General features: G+C 69.9%; 21 protein-coding genes and 3 pseudogenes. 8 read left to right on the top strand and 16 right to left on the bottom strand.

Annotation, left to right across the window (positions count from 1 at the left end; translation table 11 throughout):
* Positions 1-210: pseudogene (locus AB0E85_RS35020) on the top strand (GTP 3',8-cyclase MoaA); the annotation flags it as partial.
* Positions 211-260: 50 nt separating this feature from the next.
* On the opposite strand, the gene AB0E85_RS35025 reads toward AB0E85_RS35020, so the two are convergent.
* From AB0E85_RS35025 to AB0E85_RS35035, 3 genes are all read right to left on the bottom strand, one after another.
* A complete protein-coding gene (locus AB0E85_RS35025; protein ID WP_361936087.1) occupies positions 261-1,148 on the bottom strand; it encodes a helix-turn-helix transcriptional regulator in 888 nt (295 codons plus the stop codon).
* Between the two features lie 261 nt (positions 1,149-1,409).
* On the bottom strand, positions 1,410-2,039 hold the full coding sequence (locus AB0E85_RS35030) for a class I SAM-dependent methyltransferase (protein ID WP_361936090.1): 630 nt from the start codon (positions 2,037-2,039) through the stop codon (positions 1,410-1,412).
* Positions 2,033-2,647 (bottom strand): family 43 glycosylhydrolase, encoded by a 615-nt coding sequence (locus tag AB0E85_RS35035; protein WP_361936092.1) that lies wholly within the window; start codon positions 2,645-2,647, stop codon positions 2,033-2,035. Before AB0E85_RS35035 ends, AB0E85_RS35030 begins: the two co-directional genes overlap by 7 nt.
* On the opposite strand from AB0E85_RS35035, the gene AB0E85_RS35040 reads away from it, so the two are divergent.
* Positions 2,537-2,854 (top strand): hypothetical protein, encoded by a 318-nt coding sequence (locus tag AB0E85_RS35040; protein WP_361936158.1) that lies wholly within the window; start codon positions 2,537-2,539, stop codon positions 2,852-2,854. The genes AB0E85_RS35035 and AB0E85_RS35040 overlap by 111 nt on opposite strands.
* Before the next feature lie 186 nt (positions 2,855-3,040).
* Here the strand turns inward: AB0E85_RS35040 and AB0E85_RS35045 are convergent, their stop codons facing one another.
* Together AB0E85_RS35045 and AB0E85_RS35050 are read right to left on the bottom strand one after the other, a co-directional pair.
* On the bottom strand, positions 3,041-3,220 hold the full coding sequence (locus AB0E85_RS35045; protein WP_361936094.1) for a hypothetical protein: 180 nt from the start codon (positions 3,218-3,220) through the stop codon (positions 3,041-3,043).
* Positions 3,187-3,510 (bottom strand): hypothetical protein, encoded by a 324-nt coding sequence (locus AB0E85_RS35050; protein WP_361936097.1) that lies wholly within the window; start codon positions 3,508-3,510, stop codon positions 3,187-3,189. Before AB0E85_RS35050 ends, AB0E85_RS35045 begins: the two co-directional genes overlap by 34 nt.
* Before the next feature lie 15 nt (positions 3,511-3,525).
* Here AB0E85_RS35050 and AB0E85_RS35055 point away from each other — a divergent pair.
* Positions 3,526-3,726: pseudogene (locus AB0E85_RS35055) on the top strand (IS5/IS1182 family transposase); the annotation flags it as partial.
* Between the two features lie 86 nt (positions 3,727-3,812).
* Here AB0E85_RS35055 and AB0E85_RS35060 read toward each other — a convergent pair.
* Positions 3,813-4,559: a phosphotransferase gene (locus AB0E85_RS35060; RefSeq protein WP_361936099.1), complete on the bottom strand. Its 747-nt coding sequence runs from the start codon at positions 4,557-4,559 to the stop codon at positions 3,813-3,815.
* A gap of 248 nt (positions 4,560-4,807) precedes the next feature.
* Between AB0E85_RS35060 and AB0E85_RS35065 the strand changes: the two genes are divergently transcribed.
* A complete protein-coding gene (locus AB0E85_RS35065) occupies positions 4,808-5,185 on the top strand; it encodes an SDR family oxidoreductase (RefSeq protein WP_361936101.1) in 378 nt (125 codons plus the stop codon).
* A gap of 4 nt (positions 5,186-5,189) precedes the next feature.
* Entirely contained in the window at positions 5,190-6,059 is an 870-nt protein-coding gene (locus AB0E85_RS35070) for an NAD(P)H-binding protein (protein ID WP_361936104.1), read from the top strand.
* A 563-nt stretch (positions 6,060-6,622) separates the two neighbouring features.
* On the opposite strand, the gene AB0E85_RS35075 is transcribed toward AB0E85_RS35070, so the two are convergent.
* The gene (locus tag AB0E85_RS35075; RefSeq protein WP_361936106.1) at positions 6,623-7,780 is read right to left on the bottom strand and encodes an FAD-dependent monooxygenase; all 1,158 of its coding nucleotides are present in this window, start codon (positions 7,778-7,780) and stop codon (positions 6,623-6,625) included.
* A 71-nt stretch (positions 7,781-7,851) separates the two neighbouring features.
* Here AB0E85_RS35075 and AB0E85_RS35080 point away from each other — a divergent pair, with 71 nt between their 5' ends.
* On the top strand, positions 7,852-8,409 hold the full coding sequence (locus AB0E85_RS35080) for a TetR family transcriptional regulator C-terminal domain-containing protein (protein WP_361936109.1): 558 nt from the start codon (positions 7,852-7,854) through the stop codon (positions 8,407-8,409).
* A 285-nt stretch (positions 8,410-8,694) separates the two neighbouring features.
* On the opposite strand, the gene AB0E85_RS35085 is transcribed toward AB0E85_RS35080, so the two are convergent.
* The 5 genes from AB0E85_RS35085 to nhaA form a co-directional block, all read right to left on the bottom strand.
* Positions 8,695-12,114, bottom strand: coding sequence for an SAV_2336 N-terminal domain-related protein (locus AB0E85_RS35085; RefSeq protein ID WP_361936112.1), 3,420 nt, complete (start codon positions 12,112-12,114; stop codon positions 8,695-8,697).
* Positions 12,095-13,090 (bottom strand): AAA family ATPase, encoded by a 996-nt coding sequence (locus AB0E85_RS35090; protein WP_361936115.1) that lies wholly within the window; start codon positions 13,088-13,090, stop codon positions 12,095-12,097. The genes AB0E85_RS35085 and AB0E85_RS35090 overlap by 20 nt, the downstream gene beginning before the upstream one ends.
* Entirely contained in the window at positions 13,090-15,216 is a 2,127-nt protein-coding gene (locus AB0E85_RS35095; RefSeq protein WP_361936118.1) for a hypothetical protein, read from the bottom strand. The genes AB0E85_RS35090 and AB0E85_RS35095 overlap by 1 nt, the downstream gene beginning before the upstream one ends.
* Complete coding sequence (locus tag AB0E85_RS35100) at positions 15,213-16,265, bottom strand: alpha/beta fold hydrolase (RefSeq protein WP_361936121.1); 1,053 nt, start codon at positions 16,263-16,265, stop codon at positions 15,213-15,215. The genes AB0E85_RS35095 and AB0E85_RS35100 overlap by 4 nt, the downstream gene beginning before the upstream one ends.
* A 272-nt stretch (positions 16,266-16,537) precedes the next feature.
* Positions 16,538-17,833, bottom strand: coding sequence for a Na+/H+ antiporter NhaA (gene nhaA / locus AB0E85_RS35105; RefSeq protein ID WP_361936123.1), 1,296 nt, complete (start codon positions 17,831-17,833; stop codon positions 16,538-16,540).
* Positions 17,834-18,085: 252 nt separating this feature from the next.
* On the opposite strand from nhaA, the gene AB0E85_RS35110 reads away from it, so the two are divergent.
* Entirely contained in the window at positions 18,086-19,354 is a 1,269-nt protein-coding gene (locus AB0E85_RS35110; protein WP_361936125.1) for a cation:proton antiporter, read from the top strand.
* A 90-nt stretch (positions 19,355-19,444) separates the two neighbouring features.
* On the opposite strand, the gene AB0E85_RS35115 is transcribed toward AB0E85_RS35110, so the two are convergent.
* The 4 genes and pseudogenes from AB0E85_RS35115 to AB0E85_RS35130 form a co-directional block, all read right to left on the bottom strand.
* Positions 19,445-20,983, bottom strand: a complete 1,539-nt coding sequence (locus tag AB0E85_RS35115) for an alanine/glycine:cation symporter family protein (RefSeq protein WP_361936127.1) — start codon at positions 20,981-20,983, stop codon at positions 19,445-19,447.
* Between the two features lie 332 nt (positions 20,984-21,315).
* Positions 21,316-21,423 (bottom strand): annotated as a pseudogene (locus AB0E85_RS35120) (PucR family transcriptional regulator); the annotation flags it as partial.
* 47 nt (positions 21,424-21,470) lie between these two features.
* Positions 21,471-22,004 carry a hypothetical protein gene (locus AB0E85_RS35125; protein ID WP_361936129.1) on the bottom strand — a complete coding sequence of 178 codons (534 nt, stop codon included), beginning with the start codon at positions 22,002-22,004 and terminating at the stop codon, positions 21,471-21,473.
* 226 nt (positions 22,005-22,230) lie between these two features.
* Positions 22,231-22,926 carry an SDR family NAD(P)-dependent oxidoreductase gene (locus AB0E85_RS35130; protein WP_361936132.1) on the bottom strand — a complete coding sequence of 232 codons (696 nt, stop codon included), beginning with the start codon at positions 22,924-22,926 and terminating at the stop codon, positions 22,231-22,233.
* Between the two features lie 102 nt (positions 22,927-23,028).
* Between AB0E85_RS35130 and AB0E85_RS35135 the strand changes: the two genes are divergently transcribed.
* On the top strand, positions 23,029-23,907 hold the full coding sequence (locus tag AB0E85_RS35135) for a helix-turn-helix transcriptional regulator (RefSeq protein ID WP_361936135.1): 879 nt from the start codon (positions 23,029-23,031) through the stop codon (positions 23,905-23,907).
* Positions 23,908-23,972: the final 65 nt, after the last annotated feature.

Genomic DNA, 23,972 nt, shown 5'->3' on the forward strand with positions numbered 1-23,972 from the left:
CCCGGCCTCAACGACGACGAGGCCCCGGACCTCCTGGCCTGGGCCGTGGAGCACGACTACGAACTGCGCTTCATCGAGCAGATGCCGCTGGACGCGCAGCACGGCTGGAAGCGCGACGGCATGATCACCGCCGGGGACATCCTGACCTCCCTGCGCACCCGCTTCGAGCTGACCGCCGAGGGCGAGGAGAAGCGCGGCTCGGCCCCGGCGCCCATGTCGGCCATCGGGGGCTGACCGAGTGACAAGCAGGTCAGGGAGGCTCAGGGCAGTGGCTCCATCTCCCAACTGGCCAGCATCCGCAGGGCTTCCTCCGAGCGGGAGCCGGGCTCTGCGTGGTAGGTCATCAACCGCATCGGGGCGCCCCCGGGCAGTGCCATGGGTTCGTTGACGAGGTCGAACTCTCCCACCAGCGGGTGCCGGATCCGCACGGTCTCGCCGACGGTCCCGCAGCTCACCTCATGCCGTGCCCACAGCTGCCGGAATTCCTCGCTCTTCTGCGACAACTCCTGGATCAGAGAGGAGAAGTGCGGGTCCCCGGGGCTCTTGCCGGCATTCATGCGCAACGCTCGCACGACTCTCAGAGCAGTGCCGTCCGGATCGGCGAACCTCTCGCGTGCCTCGGACGAGAGGAAGGCGAGCCGGGCCGCATTGCGCTCATCCGGCGGCAACGGGCCCCAGTCCCCGAATACGGCGGTGGCGAGCCGGTTCCACCCCAGGATGTTCAGGCGCCGGTCGACGACGTAGGCGGGCACCCCGAGCGCGTCGAGCAGGTGTTGCACGCTGGGCCGCAGGGGCTGCTGCGGCGGCGCGGCCTGCGTCGCGCTCCGGCGCTCGGGTCGGGCCAGCCGAACCAGATGCTCCCGCTCCTCTTCGTTGAGGCGCAGAGCGCGGGCGATGGCATCCATGACCTCGGCCGACATGGTCTCGCCGTATCCCTGCTCGAGGCGCGCGTAGTACGCGTACGACACCCCTGCCAGCTGCGCCAGCTCCTCGCGCCGCAGTCCGGGAACCCGCCGCCGCCCGTGCGAGGGAAGGCCTACGTCCTCGGGCTGGAGCCTGGCCCTGCGCGACCGCAGGAACTCTTTCAACTCGGTGCGCCGGTCGAGTCCGGACGTCACTTCATCACCGGACGCCACATGTGAAGACATCTCTGCCCTCCGGTCGTCATACGTGCCTCGCTGGCGCTGAGCAGCGTATAGCACCGACTCAAGTCAGCCTCGCCAGCGCAGAGGAGAAGCTCACCCAGCTCGATGCAGAGCAAGTCCGTCAACGCCAAGTGATCGATCTCGGCATGCCGCGCTTCAGCCAGATCGCGACACGAATCAGTACGGCAAGAGGACCTTCAAGTTAGTCGAGCCTCATCCACGCGGATGATCTACACCACCCCGATCCAGGCCACGAGCCACGCCCTACGGGCGGCGGGCCAGCAAATGGGTGTCAAGGAAGCCCCGCTCGGACGCTGGGTCGTGGAGCAGCCGGGCGAACGTGACGAGTCCGGCCTCGGCGAGCAGCTCGGCGAACCGGTCCGCCGGCCAGCTATAGGCGGGCGTCACCTTGTGGTCGAAGAGGACCGGCTCCGGTCCCTCGGTCCCGAAGAAGGACACCAGGAGCAGGCCCCCTGGTGCCAGGACACGCACCTGCTCGGTGAGTAGCGCGGGCAATTCTCCAGGTGGGGTATGGATCATCGAGTAGTGGGCCAGCACTCCGCCGAGTGTGCCGTCCTCGGCAGGCAGGGCTTCCATTCGCGCTTCGTCGAATCGCAGCGCCGGATGGGCTCGCCGGGCGTGGGCGACCATCGCCGGGGAGAGGTCGAGTCCGAAGGCGTCCAGCCCCAAGTCGTGCAGCATGGCCGTCAGATGACCGGGGCCGCACCCGACGTCGGCTGCCCGCAGGTTCCCCGAGGCACGCACGAGCTCGGCGAAGGTGCCGATCATGTTCCGCGCGAATGGCTGCGTCTCCAGCCGATTAGCGAACATCGACGCGTACAGGTCGACGACCCCGTCATAGGCCGCCCTGGTCTCGTCCTGGTGTCTTAACACGGGAAGGAAACTAACACCCTGGCAGTTCGCAGCCGCTCTCCTGTCCCTCCTCTCAGGACTGATCGTCCCCTCACCTGAGCACGGGGCACCCTCGGTAGTTCAGAGAAGAACTCGCCCTCCTCCGGGTCGACGACGAAGTCGGCTTCCCAGTGGTCTCCGCCGACCCGCGTGAACAGCCCCGATGGCTCGCCGGTCTCGCTCGGTGCGTGCCCCAGGACCACCCCTTCCGGTGTGCTGTGCACGAACCGGTCGGGACGCTGTCCTGGTGAGACCCACCTGGGGTGCAGACCGGGCGCGGAGAAGTCGTCCTCGAAATCCCGCTGTCCCGTGGGGACATGGCGCCTCGCCGGCTCGAACTGCGGCCAGTCGTCCACCCAGGAGACATCGGCGAGGAACGTCTCACGCCCGTTGACGTGGAAGCGGGGAATGCGGCCTCGCGGCCGCGTGCCGAGATACACCGCCGCCCATGTCCCGTCAGGACGCTCGACCAGGTCGGCATGACCGACGTTCTGGACGGGATGAGCCGTGCTGCGGTGGGTGAGGACCGGATTGTGCTCGGCGGCCTCGAAGGGACCTCGGGGACTCCGGGAGCGTGCGACCGACACCACGACTTCGTGAGCCAGTTGATCTACCTGACCAAACCCGAACTGCAGACAGCGCCCGTGGCCCTGCGCAACTACGTGGACGCCACCAGCGGAGCCTCATGGGGCTCGCTGTTCGCGATGTCCGTCGTCACGCTGATCCCGGTGTTCATCGTCTTCCTCGTCGGCCAGCGCTATCTCGTCAAGGGAATCGCCACCACGGGAATGAAGTAGCCGCGGCCGCGAACCCCAACCGATTCCTCCCCTTGGAGAGCCGCATGTTCCGCAGCGCCGCACGAAGATGGACGAGGCGCGTCGCCGCCCAGCTCATCGCCGCCGGTCCGGCCTCCCTTTACCGGGAGGAGCCGTCGGCGCCCCTGTCCGTCGGCCCGGCCGCCGTGAGTACCAGTCAGGCGGACGTCACCCCGCCGCCGATGGGCTGGGCGTCATCGTCTCCCGCTGGACACGCTTTCCGAACGCGGACAGCCAGGGCGTGATCGTCTTCCTGGAGAGGACCACCGCCTGGGCCCCGGCTGCCGGGACGCCCACGTCACCGCGGTCGAGGTTCACCCGGAGTCCGCCGTCGGCGGTGATCGCCATGCCGTGCGGTGCTCGCGCAGCAGCTCCATCAGGTCGGTGACGAGTGCCTCCCGGCCGAAGAAGAGGCCACTGTCGTCCGGCTCGAAGCGGGCCAGTCCCCGGTACGGCGGCTTCTCGTCCGGCGCGGGCACCCGGACCTCGGCGTCCGCGTCCCGCCAGCGCCGTTCCCACTCGTCCGGGTCGGCATTCGGTGCCTCGTCGTACGCCCTCACCACCGCCCGCGAGGGCAGCTGATCGCCGGGCGCCGCTTGGGACATCGCGGTGAGGGAGTAACCCGCCCGCTTGGCCATCTCCCGGTACGGCGGCTTCCCGTCGCCCGGCGCGGCACCGGGCACGGCTCCGGCCTGCGCGTGTACCGCTGGGTCGTGGAAGGAGCGATCGCGCTGCTGCACTGGTTCCGCCGCCTGCGTATCCGCTGGGAGATCCGCGACGACGCCCACCACGCGTTCGTCGCCCTTGGCTGCGCCGTCATCTGTTGGCGAGGACTGCGCACTGCACTTTGTTGAGAGCAGGGGCGAGCGATCGCCCCAGGGGATGGCCTGCTCGATGCGTCAGCACGCAGTCGCAGCAGTCGGGGCGGGCCCGCGCAGCCTCACATCCTGGACCTCAGCACGTCGACCTCACAGCCCGGCGCGAACGGGTCGAAGCCGTGCTCGCTCAGCCAGCGAACTGCCAGCAGGCTTCGCAACGACCACCACGCGTGGATCACGCCGAGGTCGATGTCGGTGCCATAGCCGACGAGGACGTCGTCGAGGTGCTCCTCATGTCCGAGCGTGAAGGTGGCGAGGTCGTAAAGGGCATCACCCTGGCCCGCCTCGGACCAGTCGATGATGCCCGTGACCTCGTCGCCGTCGACGAAGACATGCGCGATCTGGAGGTCGCCGTGCGTGAACGCCGGAGTCCACGGCCGGAGCGCGGCCTCGGCGACCTGGCGGTTTCGGGTGACCAGGTCAGCGGGCAGGACACCGTTCGTCACGAGTGACTCGCACTCGTCGTCGAGTTCCGCCGCCAGCGCGACGATGCTCCGGCCAGCCCCGCCCGGCCGGGGCGGCAGCGGCGCTTCGTGCAGCTTCCGGATGGCGGCGCCCGCCGCGGCCCACGCCGCCGACGACCCGGTCGACGGCCCGCCGAGGCGCCCAAGCGTCGTCCCCGGGAGTGCGGCGATCGCAAGCACGGGCGGCTTGCGCCACAGGACCTCCGGGGTCGGGACCGGCGCGAGGGACATCGCCTCGACCTCCACGTCAATGCGCGCCTGGTCGGCATCCACCTTGAAGAACACGTCGCCGACGCGCAGAGTCGCGCGCTCGGAATGGGCGACGACGACTTCGACCTCATCCATGGGCGACCAGTATCCCGGGGGTGATCGCCGACGTCGCCAGGTTTATCGCGTGCGATGACGCGGCTGACCACGCCGCTGTCCGGCGGCCGCGTGCACGACACCCACCTCTGACCAGGTCAAGCCCGCCACTTTTGTCGGGAGTTTCAAGACGCCCAGGCAACTCCTGAATCCCGTACCGTTGTTTGTGTGAGACCTGTGTGTCCGTCTGACGCAGGAGCCGTGCCTGCATACCCGCAGCTGGGCCGCGGATGAGCGACCGAGGCATCCGCGTCAACGCGGTGGCGCCCGGGTTCGTGCGCACCGAGGCGTACAAGGCGAACGGACTCAGCCGCGAAGAGGCGGAGGGTCTGTTGGCCGGGGTCGCCGGCACGGTGCCGCTCGGCCGGGTCGCCGAGCCCGAGGAGATCGCCCCGTGGATCACCATGCCGGGGTCGGCGGAGCATGCCCTGGTGACGGGGGCAGATGGTCACCGTGGACGGAGGGCTCGACATGGCCACTGCCTGAGGCCCCACCCGGGCCTCGCACGACTGCGCGCGCCGTGTCTCCCCCGTGAGACGGCGCGGGCTCCCGCGACAGCGGGAAAACCGCAGGAACGCAGAGCGAATGCAAGGCAGGAACGAGGATGAGGTTATGAAAATTCTGGTGACCGGTGCCACCGGCGGGGTCGGCCGGTGTGTGGTGCGGCAGTTGCTCGAATCAGGCAGCGAGGTGGCGGTGCGGGTGCTGACGCGCGACCCGGCCCGCGCCGACTTCCCCGCCGGGGTCGAGGTGGTCCGCGGCGACTTGGAGGACCCGGCCTCCCTGCGGGGCGTGTTCGACGGTGTCGACCGGATGCACGTGTTCCCGGTGGAGGACACGGCGGCCGAGACGATCGCGCTTGCCCGCGCGGCGGGCGTGAGCCGGGCGACGGTGCTGTCGGCGGCGGCCGTCACGACCGGGCACAGCGTCAACCCGGTGGAGCAGATCGTCCAGGACTCCGGCATGGAGTGGACACATGTGCGGCCGGGCGAGTTCATGACGAACAAGCTGCACCTGTGGGGGCCGTCGGTTCGTGCCGAGCGGGTCGTGCGGTACCCGTTCCCCGACGAGCAGGGCGTGCCGGTGCACGAGGAGGACATCGCCACGGTGATCGTGGCCGGGCTGCTGGAGGACCGGCACGTCGGCAAGGCTTACACGCTGACCGGGCCGGCGGTGCAGACGGTCAGGGAGCAGGTGGCCGCGATCGGCGCGGCGCTGGGTGAGGAGGTTCGGTTCGAGGAGGTGACACGGGAGGAGGCCCGCGAGCTGATGAAGGCCCAGGGCGGATTCGCCGCCGGGCACGCCGACCTTTTCCTCGGGTACGCCGACTACGACGGCTCGGAGGCGAGCGGCGAGGACGGCTACTCCGAGGAGGACTGGTCGGAGTTGCTGAAGCCGTGGCCGGACTTCCAGGAGGCGACCGGCCGCCCGCCGCGCGACTTCGCACAGTGGGCCCGCGACCACACCGACGACTTCCGCTGAGCCGGCCGCCGATGAACGGGCTCGCGCCGAGCCGACTTCCGCTGAGCCGGCCGCCGATGAACGGGCTCGCGCTGAGCCGACTTCCGCTGACCGCTGACCGGGCTCGCGCTGAGCCGACTTCCGCTGACCGATGAACGGGCTCGCGCCGAGCCGACTTCCGCTGACCGAGCTTGCGCTGCTCCGGCTTCCGTCGCCCCGGCGTGGCGCCCGCCACCGCTGAGGTGACCCCGGCGGGGGCGGGCGCGCGCCCCCGCCGGACACCGGACGTCGTGTCCTCCTGGATGCGCGCCAGCCCGAGTGCGTCCAGTCCGGGCCGCAGCTCGTCGCCGGCGAACTCCAGGTCGCTGGCCGCCCGCGGGCGGAGCTGGCCCGTCGCGGACGACCCGAACGACGAACTCGGCCGAGCCACGCCCAGCGCCAGCGTCGGCGTCAGGCGTGCGGGCACACCGTCACAGTGCCGACGGTGAGTTCTGGCTTGCCCTGCCCGCCGTGACCGCCAACGGCAAGACCCGCAGCTCGACTCGTCACAGAAAGTCCCTGTCAGGTGGCGGACGCGAGCCAGATCAGTTCAGCGACGGCGGGACCCACGCGTGGTGACGCAGGATCATATGTATGGCGACCCGGGACGGTGTCAGGCGCATCGCCGTGTTCCGCAGAGTGACGGCCAGTGGGTGGGACAGTTGCTGGCCCATTTTCCCGGCCTGCCGGGCGGCACGCGCGACGGTCTGGCTCCGTGGCCGGCGCTCGGCGTCGTAGCGGGCGAGCGCGGCCTCGACTGTGGACTCGGCATCGAGGGCGGCGGCCAGAGTGACCGCGTCCTCCAGGGCCTGGCAGGCGCCCTGTCCCAGGTTGGGGGTCATCGCATGGGCCGCGTCGCCGAGCAGCGCGATCCGACCGACCACGTATGAGGGAAGAGGCGTGCGGAGTTCGTTCACGTCGTGATGCAACACGGCCTCGGGCCGGGTTGCGTCGAGTAGAGCGGGGATCGGGTCGTGCCAGGTGTGGAATCGTCGGCGCAGTTCGGTCAGCGGGTCGGCGAACCGCGTACCGGCGGGGAGGCTGAGGACCGCGTGCCACTCGGCCTTCCCGTCCAGGAGAGCGATGTGTCCGAACTCCGCACCCCGGCCCCAGGTCAGCTCGAAGTCGGTACGCAGATCGACCGCGTGCTCGGTGATCGCCCGCAACACCGTCGAGCCGCTGTGGACCGGGCCGGGGTGGTCTGGAAAGAGTTGGTCGCGGACTGTGCTGCCTATACCGTCGGCCGCCACTACCAGATCGGCCTCCAGGACCGTGGTGCCGCAGCCGACGTGAACTGTCCCCGAGCCGGCCTGCTCGACCGTTGCCGCCTCGGAGCCGATCACTAGCGCCCCGGCGGGCAATGCCTCGCGTAGCAGTCGGTGCAAGGCGGAACGGGGAAGGCCCATGATCGGCGTGCCCACCGCCTTCTCCAGCGCCGAGCCGTCCATCCTGGCCAGCCAGCCGCCCCGGGGCGTTCGAGTGCCGCCGCTGTACTGGCCTCGCGACGCGTCCCGAACCGCCCCGCCGACTCCGAGTTCGTCCAATGCCCGCAGGCCGTTGGCAGCCAATGAAATGCCTGCCCCCGCGTCCTCAAGCAGGGACGAACGCTCAAGGACCGTCACGTCCCAGCCAATGCGGTGCAGGCCGATTGCGGCGGCCAGCCCGCCAATTCCCCCTCCGACCACCACTGCCGTGTTGCCCATGGCGGAGCCCCTTCTTCTACATTTGTAGAAGTCGACTCTATCCCGAGTCTCTACGGGTGTAGAAAGGGGGCATGGCTTCGGATCGGCGCACCCTTCTTGCAGACGCAGCTCTCGACGTCCTCGCCGACGAAGGAATGCGCGGTCTGACCCACCGCGCGGTCGACCGCAGAGCAGCCATGCCGCCCGGCACCACCTCGGCCTACTTCCGCACCCGAGCCGCCCTGCTGACCGGACTCGTCGCCCGCCTGGTCCAACTCGACCAGGCGGAACTTCACACGACGGCCGACGAGCTTCCACCCCTTCGTACCGTCGAGGATCTGGTGGACGGCATGGTGACGCTCACCCGACAGCGACTCACCGGCGAGGGCCGCCGGCGCTCACTCGCCCGCCACGCTTGCGCGGTCGAGAGCGTGCGTGACACAGAGCTGCGCGAGATCCTCGTACCCCGCGAGAACGCCGGCCGTGACGCCGTCCGGTTGTTCCTCGCCAAGCACGGCGTAACCGACGTCGAGAACCGCACTCACACTCTGCTGACCTGCATCGACGGACTGGTCTTCGATCGACTGGTGAACGGCGGGCAAGTACCTCGCGAGGCCGTCGAAGGACTGGTCGCCGCCGCACTGCGTTAGGCCTCAGGCGTCCACGGTCCCGCTCGAAACAGCTGGCAGCCTCAGCTGTTTTCGCCGCCTACGAACCTCACTCTGAAACGATCAGTTGGGCCGCGACGGCGCCTCCCGCACCACGCGCTGGAACAACTCCCACCACTCATCCGGCACCACCCGCTGCGACCCGCTGGGACTCGTCCGGCCGGTCGTGTCGCTGATTAGGGTACGAACGTGTCCAAGACAAGCGTGAGCAATGAGACCAGCAGCATGCTCTGCCTGTGGGTCGAGCCGTGGGGTACCGATCAACTGTCACCCGAAGTCGTGCGGGTTGGGCTCAACAGCGTTCGTGCCGCGGAACTCCAGCTCGAGATCCTCTGATTCCCGCCGGGCGTCGAAGACGAGTTGGGCGCTCCGCTCCACGCTCACCTCCACCATGTGATCGTTGACCTCGTACAGCAGCCGCACTTCGCGCATGGTGAGGGCGTAGTCGCTCTTGTGCATGAGTCCTTCGAGGACCAGGCGGACATCCACCGTCACCTGCCCGAGAACCAGGCCTTCCTCATACTCCTCCACGGTGTCCCAGATGATCGACTGCGTGTCCGGAGTGATGTCCTGGATCGTCACGTCCGTGAGACCGGGCGGCAGCGCCACCCCGTGCAGGGCCCAGGCGCCGTCCATGGCGTCGGCGTCGGACGCGTCCGCGAAGGCTTCGCCGAGGAGTCGCTCACAGGCCGAATCCACCGCGTCCGACACGTCGTCACGCGAGAACCACCTCGTGCCCAGTGACGGATCGTCGATCTCGGGCTCATCCTGGTCCACGGCTGCTGCCTCGGCGTCATGGACGCGGTGCCGTGGGACAGGCAGCCGCATGACCACGAGACAGGATTTCTCATCACCCGGGAAGGCTTCCGAGGTGTCCGCGGTGACACATTCGACGAGATCGGTCATCCAGGCCCGGCCCTCGTGATCCAGTACCAGTTCGAAGCTGACCGAGGGTTCGGCGTTCCAGCTGCGCCCCGCCCCGTAACGCGCGACACGGATTTCGAACAGGCCCGCTTCTGAGGACCAGCCGACATCCACGTCGGGGTGGATCTCGCGATCGGTGAAGATCTCCCGATCGGCGAGGTAGTCCTGAACCGCGTCGGCCAACGTCGCCTCGCTGTCCGCCTGTTCGGCTCCGTCGATGAAACTCTCCGCGAAGGCGAGGAGCGCGCGCAGCAGACGGTCCGCCTCTCTCCGGTACACGCCCTGGTAGGTACGGGGAAGTGCCGACCGCAGGCTTTGCCGGACCGACTCGTACAGGGGGTCGACGGGCTCCGTGGCGCCGACGCCTTCGTCTTCGTTCGGCCCGGTCGAGGAAGCCGGCAGTTCCCCGGCCCGATTGCGCGCGAAGGCGGGCGCTGAAGGGCCGTCGAACCTGACCCTGGCGTGGGGGCGTGGCAGGGTGCCGGAGTTGCTCAGGTACGTGCTGATGGTGTGCAGGTCCAGGAACTCGGGACCGTTCGGCACACCCACGGTCGCGACTCTCAGCAGCTCTCCCGTCAGCGATCTCTCGCTCGTGATGTCCCGCGCCCTGTCGGCGAACAGCACTTGCATCCCCAAAGGGCCCTGCCCGGTCTGCGGATCCCAGCTCTCCAGTTCCTGGAAGGCTTCCGGGCCCCCGTCGTGGTCGAGGATCAGCATGAGGTGACGGAACCTCGGATGATCGAGGATGTGTGCGATGCGGCGGAACGTGAACAAGGCGGAGACGCGCGAGTCGGGCTCCTCGTCCGTGGCGAGCTGCCATGCGGCTCGGCCCCGCTTGTCGACCCTTCCGTGCCCCGCGAAGTAGAGCAGCACGGTGTCGGTCGTGTCGCACGCCTGGGTGACCGCGTCCAAGACCTCTGCCGCCCCTCTGGGGTTGACGAGGGAGACACAGCGGTCGGGGAGCAGGTTCCAGCCTTCCGGCGAGGTGAGGAACGATCGCATCCCCGCGAGATCCGCCTCCACGCCGGGCAGTGAGCCTTTTCCGGAACGGGAGACCCCGATGAGCAACGCGGTGCTGTGTGCCGGGTCGGGCAGGCGCCGGCCCGGCATGGGGTCGGTGGGCACGGAGGCGGTCGGGACGGGCGCGGTCGACATGAGGTCGGTCGGCACGGGCGCGGGGAGCGCCGGGCGTTCCCGCGCAGGTGCCGGCACTCTCTGCGCCCCTGCCCGCAGCAGTGCCAGCAACTCGTTGGACGCACGGGCGAAGGGGTACAGCGCGGGCGGCATCCGCTCCGGTTCGAACGTCGCGGTCGCCTGGACGTCCTGCGCGCCACCGGGAGCCCTCGCCGCGATGTGCCGGCTGAGGGCGTCGTACGTGCGCCACGCGTCCCGGCGACTGAGCAGGGACGTGAGCCGCTCGCGAGTCGCGTCGTCGAAGACGATGACCGGCGGCCCGTCCTCGTAGGGCTGGACGGTCACGAACGGACTTGTCAGCACCTCCGCCAGGTCGCCGACGCTCGCCTCGGGAAGAAGCTGCTGGCGGATCAGGTGCATGAGCGGGAGGCTCAGCACGCCGAAGGGGCTGGACAGCGCGGCCAGGCGTACGGCGAACGGGGACGCCGTACGCAGGAACACCTCCGTGGGGTCGGGACCGGGGCGCCTTTCGGCGTTCGGCGTGGGGAAGGGGCTGGGCACGATGCCGGTGCTGGGGACCAGGACCGCGTCGTACCCGCGGGGCGACCCGCGCATGAAGGTCTCCGCCCAGCGAGCGAGGGAGTGCGGGGAGAACGTGAGGGTGGGCAGCGCCTGCCAGTCCGCGTCCCCGGCTCCCGGCAGTGTGCGCAGCAGCAGCGGGACATGGAAGGTCAGGTCGGTGTTCCGGAGGGCGGGCCGGCGCTGTCCGACACGGATCGCGGGGAGGTCGAGGCCGGTGCGGTGCCACAGCCGGCTCGGCAACGGGTTGAGCAGTGCGACGGGCCCTTTCGTTCCCCAACCACGCAGCAACCGCCAGGTCTGCGGCCGCCGCCAGCCGGGCGCCACGCAGTCGGAGACCACCACCACCAGGCGTCTGCCGTCGGCGGAGACCGCCTGCCCGGGAGCGACGGGCCTGCCCTGGTGATCGGTGACCACCGGGTCGGGGCCCGGCCGCAGGCTCCAGGCGCGGACCCGGCGGAAGGCCCCCAGCCCGGCCAAGAGGGTGGTGAACTCCGCGATGGTGTTCTGCCAGACGGCCATGGTGGGCGACGCATCGACGACCAGGAGCAGTTCGAACCACGGTTCGGGGGCGGGGCCCAGCACCGGGCTCAGCTCCCCGGTGCGGCGGTAGTCGCGGACGGTCGCGTCCAGGTCGAGATCCAGGCGCCGGCCCCGGGCGTAGCGACGTTTGAAGGGCCGCAGTGCTCTGCGGAGCTCCAGGGCGCGCGGCAGATCCCGGCCGCCCGGGACCGAGACCGAGACGCCCGCCGCCGGCTGGGCGTCCGGCAGCCTCTCGTAGAGAACGGCCGTTCCTGAGTCCTCCGGGGCGACGGGGTGCGGGGAGGCCGGTGCCTCGGTGTCGGCCACCGACGGCGGCTCGGGCTCTTGCCCCGTGGCGTCGGCAGGTGCCGGTCCGGGCGGGCCGTCGCTCGCCCCGGCGGAAGCGGCGGCGGGGGCGGCGGCCAGCCACAGGGCATCGGCTATCGCGTCCGCGTCCGCGTCCTCGCCCAGGGCCCCGGCCAGCGCGCGGACCAGCGCGTCGAGGGCCTCAGCCACCGGAGAGTTCACGCAGCAGCAGGTCCAGGATACGGTCGCGCTGCGTGCCGCTGGGCGCCTGGGGGTCGCTGACCAGCCGTACCGCGTTGAGGAGTTGGTCGACCGCCAAGGCGTCGCCCCTGGCGATACGCGCGGCGAACTCCCTGATGAGATCCGGCACCGGACCGGAGTCGGGCACCTCCTGCTCGAGATGAGCGGCGACCGCGTCGCGGAGTGTGTCCACGGTCGGCGTGGGCATGGTGTAGCGGATGCAGCGGCGCAGAAAGGGTGCGGGGAAGTCGCGTTCGCCGTTGCTGGTCATCACGATGAACGGGAACCGGGTGCACTGCACACGGCCGTCCGGCACGGTGCAGGTCCGCTCGTCCTCGCCCCATTCGCGGACCGGCGCGCTGCGCACCCGATGGCGTACGAGTTCGGGGATTCTGAACTCCCCGCGCTCCAGTACGTCGAGGAGGTCGCTGGGCAGGTCCAGATCGCTCTTGTCGATCTCGTCGATGAGCAGTGCCCGAGGCCGTTCACCGGGCAGTAGCGCGGTGCCCAGGGGCCCCAGTGTGAGGAACGACGCGATGTCGTCGACGGGCGGGGTGCGCTCGGTCCGGGCCGAGCCACGGCTCCTGGCGCGTCCCGTACGTCGCCCCTCGTAGAGGGTCTGGCGCAGGCGCAGGGAGTGGATGTGGCCGAGCGCGTCGTACTGGTACAGCGCGTCCGGCAGCGTACTGCGGGACGTGATGTGCCAGCGCAGTACGGGCCCGAGTTTCAGTTCCGCGGCGACCTGCTCGATGACGGTGGACTTCCCCGTACCCGCGGATCCTGTGATCAGGAGAGGACGGTGCAGGTAGAGGGCGGCGTTGACGGCGTCGGTCAGGCCTTCGGGGGGCTGGAACACGTGCTGGTCGGAGGTGCGGGGGAAGGTGCGCCACGGGGGTGGATCGGGCAGCTTCACCTCACGGGGGGTGCCGTCTCCGACGTAGTACGTGTTCCAGGACATCACGCGCTCCACTGAGGGGTCGGGGGCTGCTGCTCGAACCAGCGGCAGAAGTCGAGCCAGGGAAGGTCGTGCCAGGCGGCCCGGATTCCGGCCAGCCCCGCGAGGTACTCGTCTCCCGGTCCGGCCGGACGGGCGGGTCCGCCCACCTCGGCGCGCCAACGACGCCGGTATGCCTCGATGAACTGGTCGGGCAGCCGCTCCCAGTACGCGTCGAGGCACGCGCGGCCCTGGCCGTCCACGCCGTCGTCCGTGCGCGGCCACAGCAGGATCGGGGTGTGGGTCAGCAGGGTCTCCATCAGCTCCGCGAGGTGCGGTGGACGGTGGTCCAGGCCGATGGCACCCTCGTAGACCCCCCACCTCAGACGCTCCGTCAGCAGTGCCGTGTCGCGGATGTCGCCGTCGGCCAGCCAGTCGACCGGTGCGCGGCCGTCACCGGGGCGGCGTTCCTCCAGCTGCTCCAGCCGGTCCCGGTCGCTCTCGTTCATACCGGCGAGATAGCCCGGGACCGCGAGCCGTCCGGTCCAGCGCAGTACCACCGTGTGACCCGCGCCGAGCGCGGACCGGCCGGCGGAAGCCTTTTCGGGTTCCCAGCTCAGCAGGAGCGGGGCGGGGACCACCACGTCGATGTTCTTGATCCCGGCGCCTGACGGGACCTTCTTCCACGCCCATCGGATGATCTCCGGGAGTCGGGCCTCGACCCCGGCTCGGGTGGGTTCACAGGGAAACTCCTCGTGGTGCTCGCCGCGCTCGCCGTCACGCAACCACACCGACAGTGACTCCGGCCAGTCGATACGCGCGGTGTGCAGGCTGATGACCAGCCGCCAGTTGCGGTCCCGACGCAGTGCGGCCTGCCGTGCCACGGCGTCACTGAGTTCGATGACTCCGCTCACGCGCTGCGCCCAGGCGTCGACCCGCTCGTCGTGGGAGTCCAGGCCGCACCGGTCGGCGATGGCGGCGACGGCCTGTGCCAGGCGTGCAACGGGACTGCCCGCGACGGACACGCGGAGCGCCGCGTGTTCGGCTATGTACTGCAACAGGGTGGTGCCCTCGATCCACTTCGGCGGGCGCAACGGATCGAGCAACGGATCGACCGCGTCGTACACAGCGTTCACGTCGGCGACCACACTCCGCAACGCCGGGGTGGTGAGGGCCCGGCCGGCCCACGCGTGGACCATGTCCACGGTGGTCTGCGCATGCAGCAGCCCGTCGGCCACCTGCCGTACCCGCAGGGCTCCGGGTGCTTCGGAGGCCGCTGCCTGATCACGGAGTGCCCGCAGTGCCCGATGGGTCCAGCCGCCGGCCGGGGCCGGGCGCCCGGGCCAGGCGTCCAGTGCCTCGCCGAGGTCCTGGCTGCCGATGTCGCCGATGTGCCGACTGGGCGTCCAGCTCGGCCGTTGCACGTTCAGCGCGACCCACAGTTCCTCGACCGCGTCCGGGTCGCCGTCCCTCCCGGACACCTCGCAGTTCTGCTTCAGGATGTTGTTCGTCAGCGCCAGTTTGAGGGCGCCGGCCCGCAGCAGTTCACCGCCGTCCGGGATGCCGTGGCGCAGCAGCGAGGCGAGTTCGCGGCTGAAGTCGAGGTCGTAGGCCCTCTGGTGGGCCGACGCCGCCATGAGCAGCGAGTGTCGGTTGTTCCCGAGGGCGAAGCCGCCCGCCAGTGCTCTGGCGTCGGGGGCACCGGCGCCGGCGTGGCAGGTGTCGATGAGGGTGATCACGCCTCTGACGCCGGACAGGTCCCCGGCATCGGCGACGAGTGCGCCGACCTGGACGGAACTGGCCGCGTCCCCGGCCAGGGTGTCGTCCGCCATGTAGTAGAGCGTGGAGTTGCCCATGGGTGTCTGGCCGTGGCCGAGGAAGGCGAGCACCAGTTCGGCGCCCGTGTCGTGCGCCTGGCGTGCCGCGGCCTTGACCCCGTCCTCGATCTGCCGTGCGGAGACCTTGCCGGATCGCAGTACGGGGTCGTCGTCGGGGTCGCTGGGCAGGCAGGCCCCGATCTCCGGATCGGTGAGGAGCTGGTGCAACTCCTCAGCTCTGGTGACGAGATGAGTGAGGTGTTGCTTCGCGGCGGGGCACTGGGTCGCGACGACCAGGGCGTGCCGGACCGTCGTCGGCCGGCGTGCGGTCATGAACTCACCGCGGCATCGGCCGTGGTGGCGGAAGCGTCCGTCCCGGCAGGGGAATGCGTCTCGGCAAGAGCCCCCTCAAGGGTGGTGGACACGGCGGAGAGCGTCCGCATCACCGGCTCCGCGACCTCGGCACGCCCCAGGTAGGTGGTCGCCCCGTGGACCCACCACATCCGGGATTCGAGCTGCAACGGCGTCGGCTTGACCCCTCGTTCGTTCGGCCGGACGCGATGGGCGAGCCTTCGCCTCGGCACCACCACGTCGTCGCCGTCCCAGAAGTCCAGCCAGCGATCGACACACTTGGGGGTGGCGGGCGGCCGCGGCTTCAGCCGCGGCCAGACGAGTCCACTGGTCGCGATCGGCGAACCGATGGTGACCAGCAGCGGCACGGGACCCTCGTAGGACGCCAGTGCCTCGAACGCGACGACGCTGCCCAGGGAGTGCCCGACGACGACGGTGGGCCGTGCGGGGTCCAGACACTCCAGGATCCGCGCCCTGATCCGCTCGTCGAGTGTCGTCTTCAGCTCGTCCTTGTCCTTGCGCCGCAGATAGCGTGCGGGTTGGGACCAGGTGCGGAGTACGTCGCTCGCGGACGCCCACCGGGCCGCATGGGCCACTCCGGGCACCGCGACCACCGCGGTCGCCATCGCCCAGAGGTGACGCCCGGCCCCACCGAAACCCTGCGGCTGCCCGTCGGGGCTCAACTGGGCGCGGACCCGGGCCAGTGCCCGGTCGCCTCGGTTCTCCGGCCGCTCCGCCTCCTCTTCGAGGAACTCGGCGAGCAGCCCGAGGACGATGGCCGCTTCCTCGTCGTCGAGGTCGCCCGGTCCGCCGGCACTCTGCGGCTCGCCGTCGGTGAAGAGGTCGCCGTAGTAGGCGAACGAGCAGTCCGCCAGCCAGTCCATGGTCAGCGCGGAGATGCCGGAGGCGAGATTCGCGGCACGCGCCCCACCAGCCAACGCCCGCTTCCACTCGACCAGTTCTTCGTCCGGGTCCCGCGGCTTGCCGATGCCGTGAACGAAGACGAGCTTCGGTTTGAGCGTGCTCCCCATGGTTGCCCCTTGCCCCCGAGTCGGCACAATGACCGGCTCCCCTCACACAGGGCACGAAGTTACCAAAGGGGCCGGCCCTCCACCTGCCGGATCGGGTGATCCCGGGCAGCAGGAGACAGCCGACCTCTTCCTGGGCGAGCTGGTGGAAGCACTTTGCGGAACAGCCGGCTGGAGGACGGGCGGAGGCGACAGAGGTCGCCTGACGCACCAACCGGTTCAGACCAGCGGTACGGCCCCCGCGGTGAGCAGGTGACGGCACGGAGTGGAAGGCGTCATGCGTTGCCCGCTCCCGTGCGCTGGTAGACGTCGGGGATGCCGTCGGCGTCCTCGTCGATGTTCTCCTCCTCGTACAGGCGCCGGTAGACGGCGTTCCTGCGGCGCAGGAGCAGGGTCGCCAGCAGGGCGGCGGTGAGCGAGGCGATCAGGACGGCGGCCTTGACGTGCTCGCCGACGGCTGTGCCGGGGAAGGCCAGTTCGCCGATGAGCAGGGCGACCGTGAAGCCGATTCCGGCCAGGGTGGCCAGGGCGAGGACGTCGGCCCAGGCCAGGTCCGGGTTGAGCCGGGCGCGGGTGAAGCGGGCGGCTAGGTAGGTGCCGGCGAAGATGCCGATGATCTTGCCCGCGACGAGCCCGGCGATCACTCCGAGGGGTTCGGGGGTGGTGAACACCTTGCCCAGTGCGTCGCCGGAGACGCTGACCCCGGCGGCGAACAGCGCGAACAGCGGCACGCACACGCCGGCGGAAAAGGGGTGCAGCAGATGACCCGTGCGTTCCGCGGGTGCCTCCTCTTCCTCCTCGTCGCGGACCGTGCGCAGGATCAGGCCCATGGCGACCCCGGCGACGGTGGCGTGAATGCCGCCGTTGTACAGCAGCGCCCAGATCGCCACCCCGAGCGGCACGTACCACCACCAGCCCCGCACCCGTCGCCGCTGGAGGACGTAGAAGACGACCAACCCGGCGAGCGCCCCCGCCAGCGCCCAGTAGTTGAGTTCCGACGTGAAGAAGACGGCGATGATCAGGATCGCGCCCAAGTCGTCGACGACCGCGAGGGTCAGCAGGAAGGCCCGCAGCGCGGTCGGCAGGTGGGTGGAGATGACCGCCAGCACCGCCAGCGCGAAGGCGATGTCGGTGGCCATCGGGACCGCCCAGCCGTCCGTGCTCCCGCCACCGACGGTGACCGTGAGGGCGTAGAAGGCGGCGGGGACGGCCATGCCGCACACCGCGGCGATGACGGGCAGCGCCGCCGTCGCCGGGGTGTGCAGGGAGCCGACGACGAGTTCCCGTTTCAGCTCGATCCCGGCGACAAGGAAGAAGACGGTCAGCAGTCCGTCGGAGGTCCAGTGGCCGACCGAGAGGTCCAGCCCCAGTGCGGGTATCCCGAAGTGGAAGTCACGGACGGTGGTGTACGCGCCGCTGAGCGGGGTGTTCGCCCACACCAGTGCGACGACCGCGGCGGCCAGCAGGACGAGTCCGCCCACGGTCTCGGTGCGCAGGGCGCGGGCCACCGCCTGGCGTTCGGGCCAGGAGAGAAGACCGAGGAACGGGGTGCGGGGCGGGGTGGCGGCCAAAGCGGCGAACCTCCGGGGTGTCGGCGAAAAATGGGCACACGGCCCTACGGACGCCGACCAGACTTCCCGGCACACCCCGCGCCCTGCTTGACGCGTTCCGCACACCCTAACCGGAGCCGGCCCGTCGGCCCACCCCCACCTCGGGGGCCGCAAACGGGCGGGCAGCGGGCTCGGTGACGTACTCGGGCGAGGGACCGGTTCGGACGGGGTACACACCTGGCCTGGAGTGATCACGTCGGGCAGGAGGTCGCAGTGACGCTTTCGGACGGGGTCTACGTCTTTCTGGGCCTGGGCGCACTGGGGGCTGCCGTGCTGCCCCGGGTGGTGTCCAGGAGGCCGTTGTCCCTGCCCATGGTCTTCCTCGCCGCGGGCGTTCTGATCGAGTTGCTGCCGGTGGGTGTACCGGCCGTGGATCCCGTCCGTGAGCGCCTGTGGGTCGAACACACGACTGAGGTGTGTGTGATCGTGTCGCTGATGGGCGCGGGGCTCGCCATCGACCGGCCCTTCGGCTGGCGCCGCTGGTCGAGCATGTGGCGGTTGCTCGGCATCACGATGCCGCTGACCGTGGCGGTGGTCGCCCTGCTGGCCTGGGGGCTGCTGGACTGGCCGCCCGCGGCCGCGCTGCTGCTGGGGGCCGTGCTCGCGCCGACGGATCCGGTGCTGGCCGGTGAGGTGCGCGTGGGCGAGCCGCTCGGTACCGAGCGTGATGAGGACGAGGTGCGGTTCTCCCTGACCGGCGAGGCGGGGCTCAACGACGGACTCGCCTTTCCGTTCGTCTACGCGGCGATCGCCCTCGCCGCGGCGGCCGGGACGGGGTGGTCGGCGGACTGGATCGGTTCGTGGGCGCTGTCCGACCTGCTGGGCAAGTGCGCTGTCGGGCTGGCCGTCGGGGGTGGTGTCGGCTGGCTGCTGGGGTGGATGTTCTTCCGGGTCCGCAAGTCGGCGCTGCGGCTGTCCGAGCACATGGAGGGCTTCGTGGCGCTGGGAGCAACCTTCCTGTCGTACGGCATCACAGAGGTGCTTCACGGCTACGGCTTCCTGTCCGTGTTCGTGACCGCCTGCGTCATCCGGGCCGCCGAGCGCAGCCATGGCTATCACAAGGTGCTGCACGAGTTCACCGAGCAGATCGAGCGGTTGCTCACGGCCGTACTGCTGTTCCTGCTCGGTGGGTACGTGGCGTCCGGCGCTCTGTCCGCCCTCACGTGGGCGGGGGCGTTGGTCGGTGTCCTGGTGCTGCTGGTGGTACGGCCGCTGACCGGGTGGCTGGCTCAGGCGGGGAGCGCTATGGGGAAGAAGGAGCGCGCAGTGGTCGCCCTGTTCGGGATCAGGGGTATCGGTTCGCTGTTCTACCTGTCCTACGCCCTGGGGCAGGACTCCTTCGGCGGGCTGGAACGGGAGCTGTGGGCGGTCGTGGCCCTCACCGTGGTGATCTCGGTAGTACTGCACGGGGTACTGGCGACCCCGGCCATCGGTTACCTGGACCGGCGGCGCGAGGGGGCGGAGTCCGACGGTCGTTCGTAGGCGGTCGCTCCCGGGCAGACGTACGGGCCCGTACTCACCAAGGCGCGAGGTGAGCACGGGCCCGTACCGGAGCCGGGCCGCCGGGGGCGGTCAGACGGTGGTCTTCACCGACTCCTGGTCCTCGTCGCCGTCGTCGCTGATCTCACCGGCCTTGCGGGCGCGGACGAACTCCAGGAAGGAGCCGAGCTCGCGCTTGACGACCGGGGCGAGCAGGTACAGGCCGATGATGTTGAAGACCGACAGCAGGAAGAGCGCGGAGTCGGCGAGGCTGATCAGCGAGTCGAGGGACATCAGGGCGCCCAGGACCACGAACAGGCTCCAGACGACCTTGAAGACGGTCTCGCTGGCCTTGCTCTTGCCGAACAGGTACGACCAGGCCTTGAGGCCGTAGTAGCCCCAGGTCAGGATCGTGGAGAAGGCGAACAGCAGCACCGCGATCGTGAGCACGGCCGGGAACCAGGGCAGTACGGTCTCGAAGGCGTCGGAGGTGATGGTGACGCCGCCGATGCTCTCGCCCTCGCGGGCCTCGCCCCAGCTCGCCGGGTTGGCGATGACGATGGTCAGCGCGGTCATGGTGCAGATGATGACCGTGTCGATGAACGGCTCCAGCAGGGCGACCAGACCCTCGCTCGCGGGGTGGTTGGTCTTGACCGCGGAGTGGGCGATCGGGGCGGAGCCGAGACCGGCCTCGTTGGAGAACGCGGCACGCTGGAAACCGATGATCAGGGCACCGAGCACACCGCCCGCGACGCCGTCGGCCTCGAAGGCACCCTGAAGGATGGTCTGGAAGGCGTCCGGCACGGCGGTGACGTTGACCAGGATGACGACGAGGCAGGCCACGATGTAGATGACGGCCATCGCGGGCACCAGCCGGCTGGTGACCGAGGCGATGGAGCGGATGCCGCCGAGCAGCACGAGCCCGACCAGCGCGGAGACGACCAGGCCGAAGAGGACGGCACCGGCGGAGGAGGCCAGGAAGCCGTCCTCGCCGCCGAAGGTCGAGGAGATCTGCGCGTAGCTCTGGTTGGTCTGGAACAGGTTGCCGCCGAACAGGCCGAAGAAGAGGACCATGATCGAGGCGAGGACGGCGAGCACCTTGCCGAGCTTGGCGCCGCCGCTTCCGAAGCGGTCGGCGAGGCCCTTGGGCAGGTAGTGCATCGGACCGCCGGAGACGGTGCCGTCGGCGTGCACCTCGCGGTACTTCACGCCGAGGGTGACCTCGACGAACTTGGTGGCCATGCCGAGCAGGCCGCACAGGATCATCCAGAACGTGGCGCCGGGGCCGCCGATGGAGACGGCGACGGCCACACCGGCGATGTTGCCGAGGCCGACCGTGCCGGAGACGGCGGCGGTCAGCGCCTGGAAGTGGTTGACCTCGCCGGCCGACCCCTTCTCGTCGTACTTCCCGCGCACCACGTCGAGCGCGAGTCTGAACTTGCGGACCTGCACGAGGCCGAACCAGCCGGTGAAGACCAGACCGGCGACGACGAGCCAGGCGACGATGAGGGGGAGGTCGGTTCCGCCGACGGGAACCGTGTAGAAGACGACATCCCCGAGCCACTTGGCTATGGGTTCGAAGAAATCGCTGACGGCTTCGTCGACGTTCTGGGTGACGGAGTCGAGTGACACAGTGGCTACCTCGATGGTGCGGGGCCCGGGGCACTGGGTGGTGCCGCCGGTCGATGTGCGGTCTCTGAACGAACGCCGTTGTCCGATCGGCGACGCTGGGTGAGCCTTCCTTGGATGCGGATGGTGATCACCCGGGTCGTGCTGCCGGTGCATGCCGACCGCTCCGCGCTGTGGTGTCGAGCGGTTCCACCTGCGGAGTTGCGCAGTTCTACCACGGTCTTTGCCAGGTCTTTAGTGACTCAAGTCACATGACTTGCAGTTACGGTCGAAAATGCCAGCGAGCGATACCGGACCGTTATCCGGAGCCTGAGATCCGTTCAGCGGACATCTAACGCCTCGGCAGCCACACGGCCGGAGTCGAAGGAGGCGGTGACGGTGCCCGGGAGGGGCTGGGCGCCGCCGCGGGCCGTGGTGAGCGGGCCGAGGGTGGCGAGGACCAGTTGGCACTGCAACGCGGCGGGAGCCCACCGGTCGATTCCCCACCCGGTCACGACGGTTTGACTATTCGATCCGTTCGGCGCAGCTCTCCGGCCGCCAGAACGAGATACGCAGCCCCGATGAACAGCATTCCGGGGATCGCGAGCATGCTGCGCTGATCGCTCTCCAGAACGGTCTGGTACTGGCTCCGGGAGACCTCGACCGTGCCACGCGAATGCGGAGTGGTGTCAAAGACGAAGTACCGACCTTCCCTCACCTCAGCGGACTGCTGGTTGGCCTCGCCTGCGGTACTGAAGACCATCATCACGACACCCGACACGCATGCTGCCGCAAGGCCGATCTGGACCCTGCCGGGAAGACACCGGAAGGCGAGCAGAACGGAGTGGCGGTCCGCGCGCGTCAGGAACACACGCACGAGCGCCGATACGAAGATCGGGAACAGCAGCACGCCAACCACTGCCATCGACCACCTCGCCCCGGGCAGCGGCAGGGTTCCCGGCAGCCAGGTGAGCGCTGTCAGTACCAACAGCGCGGCGCCCAGCACCGCCGCGACAGCGCCGTGCAACTTGAATGTCCACCCCATGCTCCTCAGCCTGGCACGGGCGCAGTGCACCACCAATGCCGTACCCCGGCAACGATGGCCGCCTCAATCTGCCGACCCCGTTCGCTCGCTCCGTGGAATCGACTCGGGATCTCGCGGCCGCGCGTGCGCCCGGAAGTTCTCCCGACCGCCACCCGACACTCGGCTGTGCCTGCCCGTTGAGCGGCGGCGGTGTCGAGCGGGAGGAAGCCCCGCATTCAGAGGTGGATCACCAGGCCATCACACCGTGGCGGTCGCGGAAGGTTCCGGTCGGCCCGTCCGGCCCGATGGTGGCCAGTTCGACGATCGCGTCGGTGCCCTCGGTCACGGTCTGCGGGCCGCTGTGCCCGTTGAAGTCGGTCGCTGTGTAGCCCGGGTCGGCCGCGTTCACCTTCATGTCCGGCCAGGACTTCGCGTACTGCGTGGTCAGCATGGTCACCGCGGCCTTCGACGCCGTGTAGAGCGGCGCGAGGTTCCTCGACTCGACGCGCTCGGCGTCGTGGGTGGCCGCGAACGACCCCATGCCGCTCGACACATTGACGATGACCGGGTGCGCGGACTTGCGCAGCAGCGGCAGGAACGCGTGTGTGACCCGGACGATCCCCACGACATTGACGTCGAACACCTCGCCGGCATCAGCGGCTGTGATCTGGTCGGCGGGGTTGTGCGTTCCGAAGACACCCGCGTTGTTGATCAGGACGTCGATGCCGCCCTCGCGCGCCTCGATCTGGGCGGCGGCAGCGGCCACCGATGCCTCGTCGGTCACGTCGATCCGGACGAAGCGGGCCCCGAGTGCGTCGGCGGCCGCCCGGCCGCGCTCCGGATCACGAGCGCCGATGAGGACGGTGTGGCCGGCCTCGACCAACCGGCGGGCGGTCTCGTACCCGAGGGACTTGTTGGCTCCTGTGATGAATGTGATCGTCATGCGTCCACTCTCGGCCCGTGGCGAGAGGCCGGCCAGTGCTCTCCGTGACGGTAGGACGGCCAGTACCAGGCACGACGACGGCCCGGCGGACACAATGGCCGAGTGGACGAGACCCTGGGCACGGCACTGCACCGCTGGCGCGACCGCCTTTCTCCCGCCGACGTCGGACTGTCCTCACGGCCCGGGCGACGTGCGGTGGGGCTGCGCCGCGAGGAACTGGCCGAACTCGCCGGACTGTCGGTCGACTACGTGGTCCGCCTGGAACAGGGACGCGCCACAAGCCCTTCGGCACAGGTCGTCGCGAGCCTGACCAGGGCCCTGCAACTGCGGCCCATGGAGCGCGATCACGCCTACCGGCTGGCCGGCCTCCTGCCTCCCCAGGAGGGGACGGTCTCCACGCATGTGCCGGCCGGGGTCCAACGGATGCTGTCCCGGCTCGGGGAGTTCCCCGTGGGCGTGTTCAGTGCCGACTGGACTTTGCTGTCCTGGAGCCCGGCTTGGCCAGTCCTGATGGGCGACCCCGGTGCACGGACACACGACGAGCGCAACCTGGCACGGGCGGTCTTCGCCACAGGGCCCGGCCGGCTCGCGTCCTGGCCCGTCCTCCAGGACGACAACGCCCTGAAACCCGCCCTCGTCGCCGACTTGCGCACCGCTCTCATCGACTACCCCCGCGACCGCGGCCTGACCGACCTCGTGGAGGAACTGCGTTCCACCAGCGCGGAGTTCGCCCGCCTGTGGGACGAGGGCACGGTCGGCCCGCACGTCTCGGCCCGCAAGACCGTCGTACACCCCCAGGTGGGTGAGGTGGTCTGCGACTGCGACGTGCTCACCGTCCCGGGCTGCGACATCCGCCTCGTCGTCTACACGGTGGCCGCGGGTTCCACCGACGCGGAAAAGCTGGAGTTCCTGCGGGTCACCAACGGCGTCCGGGCCGACGGCCCGACGCCCCCGGGGCCGGGGCTGTTCTCCACGCCGTGACGATCGGGCCGGCGGGATCCCGTCCAGCAAGCAGGCAGGTCTGCCAATGACCTCGGGCCGTGAGT

Source organism: Streptomyces sp. NPDC029044, assembly GCF_040637495.1.
GTDB lineage: Bacteria > Actinomycetota > Actinomycetes > Streptomycetales > Streptomycetaceae > Streptomyces.